The organism is Photobacterium sp. Ph5, assembly GCF_022129445.1.
GTDB lineage: Bacteria > Pseudomonadota > Gammaproteobacteria > Enterobacterales > Vibrionaceae > Photobacterium.
Window position 1 is genome coordinate 1 of sequence record NZ_JADQAQ010000085.1, and the last position, 9,033, is coordinate 9,033.

Genomic DNA, 9,033 nt, shown 5'->3' on the forward strand with positions numbered 1-9,033 from the left:
TTCAGGTTTCTTCCAACCTGACGGGTTTGCCAGCTTCGCTGGGCAAACAAAAAAGGGGCATTACACTCAATGTAATGCCCCCCTTTTTTGTATTCTTATACAACTTAAATCGCGTCTTCGTCTTCTTCACCTGTACGAATACGCACTACACGTTCAATATCGAACATGAAGATTTTACCATCACCGATCTTGCCTGTTTGTGCCGTTTCAACAATAGTATCAATGCATTGCTCTGCCACTTCATCAGCCACAACAATTTCAATTTTCACTTTAGGCAAAAAATCGACCATGTATTCTGCGCCACGGTATAATTCTGTATGGCCTTTCTGGCGTCCAAATCCTTTGACTTCAGACACTGTCATACCTGTAATACCTACTTCCGCCAATGCTTCACGAACGTCATCAAGCTTAAATGGCTTAATAATGGCTTCAATTTTTTTCATTCTCATCATCCTTTACAGAGCAGAAGTAATATTTTTACTTACAAGCAATTGATTTAATTGCTCTCATTATTGCAGATCCTACAGCCAAATTTAAATTTATTTAAACTTCATGCAGTAAGTTTCGATCCATCCTACGCAATAGTAAAAAAACTGAATACACTAAAACCACACTATTTAGCCCTAAGATCATCAGATTACGGTAAATACTAGGAACAAGTTCAGGAAGTACAGGAATAATACTGATTTTAAGAAACATCGTTGCAGCAGGGATATAGAAATATAAGGGAAGGAATCCCCATTTTTGACCTTTTAGCAAACCAATTATTGCCAACACGCCAGAAAGTAAGACGAGTAAAACGATAATATTTGGCACAATCACGATTTGAGATGTATTAAAGAATTGGTCTAATCGATCTATTTGACAAAAAATACTCAGTGCGACAAGCACTGCCAGCATTTTTGATGCGATGCATAAACGCATAGCTCTGGGAATATCCTGCCCCATACATAATCCTTTATCGCAATAAAAATTCTATTACATCTTATTTCCTAATTATAACCGTCTATTTTCAATTTTTAATGTGATTATTATCAATTAAAGGGTTGAAAAGGTGATTTTTACACAAGAAGAATAAAAAACCGCCATAAGTGGCGGTTTTTTGATTTTTCAACGCTGTTCTTTATTAACCTAGATTAACACGCGCATTTCTAAACATACGCATCCATGGGCTATTTTCACTCCAGTCATCTGGGTGCCATGAGTTTGCAACCGTTCTAAACACACGTTCAGGGTGCGGCATCATAATAGTTACACGACCATCAGCTGTCGTTACACCCGTGATACCATTGGGTGAACCATTCGGGTTCGCTGGGTACTGTTCTGTTAATTTGCCGTAATTATCAATGTAACGTAATGCAACAGTATCTGCTTGCTCTAGTGCCACAAGATGATCCGCATTACGTACTTCAACACGGCCTTCACCGTGAGAAACAGCAATTGGCATATGAGAACCAGCCATCTCATTAAAGAATAACGATGGGCTTTGTTGTACTTCAACCAAACTAAAACGCGCTTCAAAACGTTCAGATTCATTGCGTACAAAACGTGGCCATAAATCAGCACCTGGAATTAAGTCGCGTAGGTTAGACATCATCTGACAACCGTTACATACCCCTAATGCCAGCGTATTATCGCGATTAAAGAAAGCTTCAAATTGATCACGCGCAATATTGTTAAACAACACTGACTTCGCCCAACCTTCTCCAGCACCTAATACATCACCGTAAGAGAAACCACCACAAGCAACCAGACCATTAAAGCCATCGAGCTTAGCATTGCCAGATAAGATATCACTCATGTGGACATCTTTCGCTTCAAAGCCTGCGCGATCAAAGGCTGCAGCCATTTCAACATGAGAGTTAACTCCTTGCTCACGTAAAATCGCCATTTGCGGTTTAGCACCAAGATTAATCGCAGGGGCAATAAATGGCGCGGCGACGTCTTCATTTATGTCAAACGTTAGCTTTACATTTAGCCCTGGATCTTGAACATCTTTCTTGGCTTCAAATTCTTGCAATGCGCCCGCTGGGTTATCACGCATCGCTTGCATTTGATACGTTGTTTCAGCCCATACAGCACGAATATCTGTACGGTTTTGTTCAAGCACTAAATCATTGCCATTCCAAATACGAACAACATCTTCTTCAACCACAGTACCTATAATATGGCTACATGCTTCCAAACCATTAGCAGCAAGTACTGATTGTACAAAATCAAGATCATCAGTACGTACTTGAATAACCGCACCTAACTCTTCGTTAAATAGCGAAGCTAATACGTCATCAACTGCATCTTCACTACCAGTATTAATATCAACTTCAATACCCGTGTGACCTGCAAATGCCATTTCCGCTAGCGTTACATATAAACCACCATCACCACGGTCGTGGTAAGCTAATAGTTTTTCATCACGTACCAGTGATTGCATCGCGTAGAAGAAACCTTTTAATAGCTCAGGACTATCTACATCAGCAGGCTTATCACCCAATTGCTTGTAAACCTGTGCCAGTGCTGTTGCACCTAAACGGTTTTTACCACAACCTAAATCTACCAATAACAGGCTCGTTTCGCCTTTATCCGTACGCAGTTGAGGCGTCACAGTTTTGCGTACATCTTCAACCCGACCAAACGCAGTAATGACTAAAGAAAGTGGCGATGTTACTTCCTTCTCTTCACCATCTTGTTGCCATTTAGTCTTCATTGACATTGAGTCTTTACCGACAGGAATCGTCAAACCTAAAGCAGGGCAAAGCTCTTCGCCTACCGCTTTTACCGCTTCATATAAGCCAGCATCTTCGCCAGGGTGACCTGCTGGTGACATCCAGTTAGCCGAAAGATTGATACGCTTCATATCACCAATATCGCTACACGCAATATTAGTAACAGCTTCACCCACAGCTAGGCGTGCTGATGCACCAAAATCGAGTAATGCAACAGGTGTTCGCTCACCCATCGACATCGCTTCACCATGGTAAGTATCGTAACTAGCCGCAGTAACCGCACAGTTAGCAACAGGTACCTGCCATGGGCCAACCATTTGATCGCGTGCAACTAAGCCAGTTACTGTGCGATCACCGATTGTAATAAGGAAGGTTTTTTCAGCTACAGCTGGCAGACGAAGAATTCGTTGCGTCGCTTCAACTAAGTCAATGCCACTACGGTCAATCGCTTGGCCTTCTACTTTTTGTGACTTCACATCACGGTGCATTTTCGGCGCTTTGCCCAATAGAATATCCATTGGCATATCAATTGGCGTATCGTCGAAATGACTATCTTCTAAGGTTAAATGACGCTCTTCTGTCGCTTCACCGACCACGGCATACGGCGCACGTTCACGCTTACAAATCGCATCAAAAACCGCCATATGTTCTGGTGCAACTGCCATAACATAACGCTCTTGAGATTCGTTACACCAAATCTCAAGTGGGCTCATCCCTGGCTCATCGTTAGGAACATCACGCAATTGGAATTTACCGCCACGCTCACCATCATCAACCAGTTCAGGTAAAGCGTTTGAAATACCACCCGCACCCACATCGTGAATAAACGCGATTGGATTGGCATCACCCATCTGCCAACAACGATCAATCACTTCCTGACAGCGACGTTCCATTTCTGGGTTTTCACGCTGTACAGAAGCAAAATCCAGATCTTCTGCCGATTGACCAGATGCCATTGATGAAGCAGCACCACCACCAAGACCGATATTCATTGCTGGGCCGCCAAGAACAATTAACTTCGCGCCCACTGGAATTTCTTTTTTCTGTACGTGATCAGCACGGATATTACCCATACCGCCAGCGATCATAATTGGTTTGTGGTAACCACGAACTTCTTCACCGGCGTGCGATGTCACTTTTTCTTCGTAAGTACGGAAGTAACCCAATAGGTTTGGACGACCGAATTCATTGTTAAATGCCGCGCCACCTAATGGACCTTCAAGCATAATATCAAGCGCTGTAACAATGCGGTCTGGTTTACCAAAATCGGTTTCCCAAGGTTGCTCAAAACCCGGGACTTTAAGGTTAGAGACAGTAAAGCCCACTAAACCAGCTTTTGGTTTACCGCCAATACCGGTTGCGCCTTCATCACGAATTTCACCGCCTGAGCCCGTTGATGCACCCGGCCACGGGGAAATAGCTGTTGGGTGGTTATGCGTTTCTACCTTCATTAAGATATGAGTATCTTCATGGTGGTAGTTATATTGACGAGATTCAGGATCGGGGAAGAAACGCCCAACTTTTGAGCCTTCCATTACTGCTGCATTGTCTTTATATGCCGACAATACATGCTCATGGTTTTTCTCATAGGTATTTTTGATCATTTTGAACAATGACTTGTCTTGATCAACACCATCAATTGTCCAATCTGCATTAAAGATTTTATGACGACAGTGCTCTGAGTTCGCCTGAGCAAACATCATCAGCTCAATGTCATTTGGATTTCGACCTAGTTTGGTGAAGTTCTCAACTAAGTAATCAATTTCATCTTCAGCTAAAGCAAGCCCTAACGTAAGGTTGGCTTGCTCTAATGCCTGGCGACCACCAACAAGGATATCAACGCTTTTCACCGGTGCAGGTTCTGCTTGTTTAAATAAAGCAGCCGCTGCTTCAAAATCGCCAACAATCACTTCCATCATACGATCGTGGATTAACGCTTTGACTTGCTCTAATTGTGATGCTGATAGCTCGCAAGTTGATTCAATATAATATGCAGTACCGCGCTCAAGACGCTTAATTGATTTTAGGCCACAATTACGGGCAATATCGGTCGACTTTGATGACCACGGAGAAATTGTCCCCGGACGAGGAGTAACCAGTAACAACGTGCCGCAAGGCTCGTGCTCTGCAATCGTTGGACCGTAAGTTAAAAGACTCGCTAGTTTGCTATGCTCATCAGCAGTAAGGGCAGCAGATACATCAGCAAAGTGCATAAACTCAGCATAAATACCTGACACAGGCAGATCGAATTCGCGACAACGCTCAAGTAGCTTATTAACGCGAAACTCAGACAGTGCGGGTGAACCACGCAAAATTTCCATGTGCAAACGTCTCTCGATTAACGGTTAAAGAAAAGTAATATTGACCTAACTCCCAAGAAGCGGGGGTAATTACGTCAATGTCACCTCTAACTTATCCCTGTTTATTAACTCAATAGATGAATAAACGATTTCGCACCTGCGCAGTATAAGGGATTTTTTTTTGTGACGTAACACCTGACGCAACCGTTTGCGTGTTTTTTTTTCAAACATCCTAAATTTATCAGCAATTTTGACATTAACCTGATTTTTTGAGCAAAAACTAACCGATAAAACAAAAGAGGATTATTTTTTTGTTTCAATCCGTGAATTAACACACCCAACTATAGGGTTCAGCTTTTCCACTAACGTTCACTTTGATATAAATGACAGCTCATTTTTAAGTTAGGTCAGCTTTGTTGATATATTTTCAATCTCTTACCAACATATACCGGTTACTCGTACCATTAATGCTTGCTTTATTATTAAGTGGTTGCCAATGGCAAGAAAAACCACTTGATCCTTTAGAGCGCATTCGCGAGAGCGGTGTATTGCGCGTAGGGACATTAAATAATCAACTGTCTTATTATATTGGTGCTGATGGTCCAACAGGGCTGGATTATGAATTAGCCCAACGTTTTGCTAAAGAGCTTGGCGTAAAACTGGAAATGCAAACCATGTTTACCCTCTCTGGCTTATTTCCTGCGTTAAAAAATGGTGATGTCGATATTGTCGCGGCAGGATTAACCGTCACCCCTCAACGTCTACAAGGGTTTCACCCTGCTCCTGCTTACTATTATGCCAGCCAAGTGGTTGTTTATAAAAAAGGCAAACGTCGTCCTCGTGATCTTGAAGAGTTAGCCAATACCGAACGTTCGTTAGCCGTTGTGGCAAGCTCAAGTCATGAACGTCAGTTAGAAGAGATCAAGAAAAAATACCCCAATTTAACATGGCAATCGATCAAAGAAACCGATATCGATGATCTATTGCGTAAAGTGGCTAATGGCGAGTTAGATTACACTGTCGCTGATTCTGTTGATGTCGCATTGCTACAACGTACACACCCTGAATTAGCCGTTGCACTTGAACTGACCGAGGATGAACCAATTAGCTGGTTTGTTAAAGATAGCAATAACGACAGCTTATATGCCCTCTTAATTGAGTTTTTTGGTCAAATCAAACAAACCGGTGAATTAGCTCAACTAGAAGAAAAGTATTTTGGTCATGTTGAGCAATTTGATTACGTTGATACCCGTGCATTTTTACGTGCGCTCGATGATAAATTACCAAAATGGCAGGGGCTATTTAAGAAGTATGCTAACGAGTTTGATTGGCGTTTAATTGCCGCTCTTGCCTATCAAGAATCACATTGGAATCCACAAGCGGTTTCTCCAACAGGCGTGCGGGGCATGATGATGCTAACTAATCCTACCGCTAAATCTGTCGGTGTTACCGATCGCTTAAATCCAGAGCAAAGTATTCGTGGAGGGACTGAGTATTTACGTAAGATGGTTGCCCGTGTACCAGACAGTATCGATGGACACGAAAAGGTATGGTTTGCCCTTGCCTCTTACAATATTGGTTTTGGTCATATGATGGATGCTCGTCGGCTAACGAAAGCACAACATGGTAACCCTGATACATGGGCTGATGTAAAACAACGTTTACCATTATTACAACAACGTAAGTATTACACCCAAACTCGCTATGGTTATGCCCGTGGTACAGAAGCCGTTAACTATGTTGAAGGAATACGTCGTTATTACCAAAGTATTATTGGTTTTGAACAGACGCACAGTTACGATCATGATAGTGATGATGTCACGATCATTGATGGGCTACAAACTATCACCGTACCAGATGAGCTTAAACAAACGCCATCAGCGGCAATAAATACCGTAAATAGTGCTTCTCAGGTAACCGCGACCTCAGCAGCAGCCCCAGTCTCGACCTCAAAATAAATCGCGCACTTATAATTCAATCTACAAACAAAAAAGCTCAGGTTATTCCTGAGCTTTTACTTTTTCAGAATTAGGCAATTGATTACAGCAAGGGATCATTAGCCATCTGTTGTTTCGCTAATAGCTTTGCTGCTTTTTTTTCTGCTCGGCGACGTTTAAAAAAAGCTTGTAGCTGGGCACGACATTCTTCACCTAATACACCAGATGTTTGCGCTACATGATGATTAACGCCATCATAACTAAGCAAATTCATGGTACTTCCGGCCGCACCTGTTTTTAAATCATCGGCACCATAAACAACCTTACCAACCCGACAGTGTACCATTGCTCCAGCACACATTGGGCAAGGCTCTAAGGTGACATATAACGTGGTATCAATTAAACGATAATTTTCTAGCACTTTACCCGCTTGGCGCAACGCCATGATTTCTGCGTGCGCCGTGGCATCATGTTGACCAATAGATCGGTTCCACCCTTCACCAACGACTTGACCGTTATAAACAACAACAGCACCAACAGGAACTTCACCTTCTTCCTCTGCTTTAGCTGCGAGTTCTATCGCACGGCGCATAAAGTATTCGTCGCTTTGTTCTACTTGCATCGTCATCATTTACACATTTAGTCAATAATATAGCTTAGCTTATACGTCATAATGGCTAATTTGAGGTAGTTTCTCAGCTAAAAAATCCACCAGCATTCTTATTTTCGGTGATAAGTGGCGGTTATGCGGATACAGTGCCCAAATCCCTTCATCTGGCTCTTGATAGTTAGTCAAAATAGGAACAATCGCACCCGAATCTAAATCTTTATCAATATAGTAATCAGGTAGCTGCGCTATACCAATCCCTTTTAATACCGCATCACGTAAACCGTAACCACTGTTACAGTTTAAATTCCCAGAGACCCTAACACTTTTCTCTTTGCCTGATTCTTGAAAACGCCAATGATCATAGTTACCAATCAAACAATTATGGTGGCGTAATTCAGACAGTGAATGTGGTACACCAAATCTTGCAAGATAATCAGGAGACGCACAAACATACATGGTACGTGAGGTTAAACGTTTTGCCATCATTGACGAGCTCGTCAATCGACCAAGACGGATCGCTAAGTCAAAGCTACCTTCAACTAAATCAACCTGTCTATTAGTCATATCAATAACGACTTCAAGTTCAGGGTATTGCAGCATAAAATCATTAACTAACGGCATAATATATTTCTCACCATAGGTGACGGGAGCCGTTAATTTAATTAAGCCTTGCGGTGTACCACGTAAATTGCTTAATGCGCGCTCAGCTTCTTCCAAACCGTCCATTACTTGACGACAGTGCTGATAATACACCCCCCCTTCTTCCGTCAACGAAACCTTACGTGTAGTACGGTAGAACAATTTAGTATTAAGTCGATTCTCTAACGCACTAACTTGTCGACTCACTTGCGCCGTTGAAATACCTAATCGTTTCGATGCTGCCGTAAAGCTTTCTGTTTCAGCTACAGCAACAAATTCTGTTACGCCTTCCCATAGGAACATCTTACTTACCTATATATTGATACCAACAATAATCATTATTACTGTAAGGTAAAAGTTATTTGCACTTTAACCTAATTATCATTTATTCAGAAATAAATACAATAGTCTTCATCGAATCGAGACAGAGAAATTTTCGATTCCACCTAATTACTCTCTACGAATATAAATAACGACGTAGAAAAAAAAGAAGAGAATTATAATGACTGATAAATTTATCAAATCAAAAGCTGCAATCGCATGGGGTCCAAATCAACCACTTTCAGTTGAAGAAGTGGATGTAATGCTTCCTCGAAAAGGTGAAGTACTAGTACGCATCGTAGCAACCGGTGTTTGTCACACTGACGCATTCACACTATCAGGTGACGATCCAGAAGGTATCTTCCCTGCAATCCTTGGTCACGAAGGTGGCGGTATTGTTGAAATGATTGGTGAAGGTGTTACCGATCTTCAAGTTGGTGACCACGTAATTCCACTTTACACTGCAGAATGTGGTAAATGTAAATACTGTCTATCAGGCAAAA

Annotated in this window: 7 protein-coding genes; 2 read left to right on the forward strand and 5 right to left on the reverse strand. The window is 42.0% G+C overall.

The genetic code is table 11. The features are described 5' to 3' along the window. Positions 1–104 precede the first annotated feature (104 nt). The 3 genes from glnB to purL all read right to left on the reverse strand — a co-directional run bounded on the left by glnB (position 105) and on the right by purL (position 5,044). Positions 105–443: a nitrogen regulatory protein P-II gene (glnB, locus tag I3259_RS19430; protein ID WP_005370068.1), complete on the reverse strand. Its 339-nt coding sequence runs from the start codon at positions 441–443 to the stop codon at positions 105–107. 100 nt (positions 444–543) lie between these two features. Further along, positions 544–948, reverse strand: a complete 405-nt coding sequence (locus tag I3259_RS19435; RefSeq protein ID WP_238031342.1) for a hypothetical protein — start codon at positions 946–948, stop codon at positions 544–546. A gap of 178 nt (positions 949–1,126) precedes the next feature. Further along, positions 1,127–5,044 (reverse strand): phosphoribosylformylglycinamidine synthase, encoded by a 3,918-nt coding sequence (gene purL, locus I3259_RS19440; RefSeq protein ID WP_238031343.1) that lies wholly within the window; start codon positions 5,042–5,044, stop codon positions 1,127–1,129. Between the two features lie 398 nt (positions 5,045–5,442). Here purL and mltF point away from each other — a divergent pair, with 398 nt between their 5' ends. After that, complete coding sequence (mltF, locus tag I3259_RS19445) at positions 5,443–6,981, forward strand: membrane-bound lytic murein transglycosylase MltF (RefSeq protein WP_346015712.1); 1,539 nt, start codon at positions 5,443–5,445, stop codon at positions 6,979–6,981. A gap of 82 nt (positions 6,982–7,063) precedes the next feature. On the opposite strand, the gene tadA is transcribed toward mltF, so the two are convergent. Both tadA and I3259_RS19455 read right to left on the reverse strand, forming a co-directional pair. Continuing rightward, positions 7,064–7,591, reverse strand: a complete 528-nt coding sequence (gene tadA, locus I3259_RS19450; RefSeq protein WP_238031345.1) for a tRNA adenosine(34) deaminase TadA — start codon at positions 7,589–7,591, stop codon at positions 7,064–7,066. Between the two features lie 30 nt (positions 7,592–7,621). Next, positions 7,622–8,512: a LysR substrate-binding domain-containing protein gene (locus I3259_RS19455; RefSeq protein ID WP_006646651.1), complete on the reverse strand. Its 891-nt coding sequence runs from the start codon at positions 8,510–8,512 to the stop codon at positions 7,622–7,624. A gap of 199 nt (positions 8,513–8,711) precedes the next feature. Between I3259_RS19455 and I3259_RS19460 the strand changes: the two genes are divergently transcribed. Then, positions 8,712–9,033 (forward strand): alcohol dehydrogenase catalytic domain-containing protein (locus I3259_RS19460; protein WP_238031346.1); only part of this gene is annotated, 322 nt, incomplete at its 3' end.

What these genes read in the sequence shown, in the direction of transcription:
- glnB (WP_005370068.1), bottom strand. Translation starts at nt 443, where the DNA reads ATGAAAAAAATTGAAGCCATTATTAAGCCATTTAAGCTTGATGACGTT.
- purL (WP_238031343.1), bottom strand. Translation starts at nt 5,044, where the DNA reads ATGGAAATTTTGCGTGGTTCACCCGCACTGTCTGAGTTTCGCGTTAAT.
- I3259_RS19435 (WP_238031342.1), bottom strand. Translation starts at nt 948, where the DNA reads ATGGGGCAGGATATTCCCAGAGCTATGCGTTTATGCATCGCATCAAAA.
- tadA (WP_238031345.1), bottom strand. Translation starts at nt 7,591, where the DNA reads ATGATGACGATGCAAGTAGAACAAAGCGACGAATACTTTATGCGCCGT.
- I3259_RS19455 (WP_006646651.1), bottom strand. Translation starts at nt 8,512, where the DNA reads ATGTTCCTATGGGAAGGCGTAACAGAATTTGTTGCTGTAGCTGAAACA.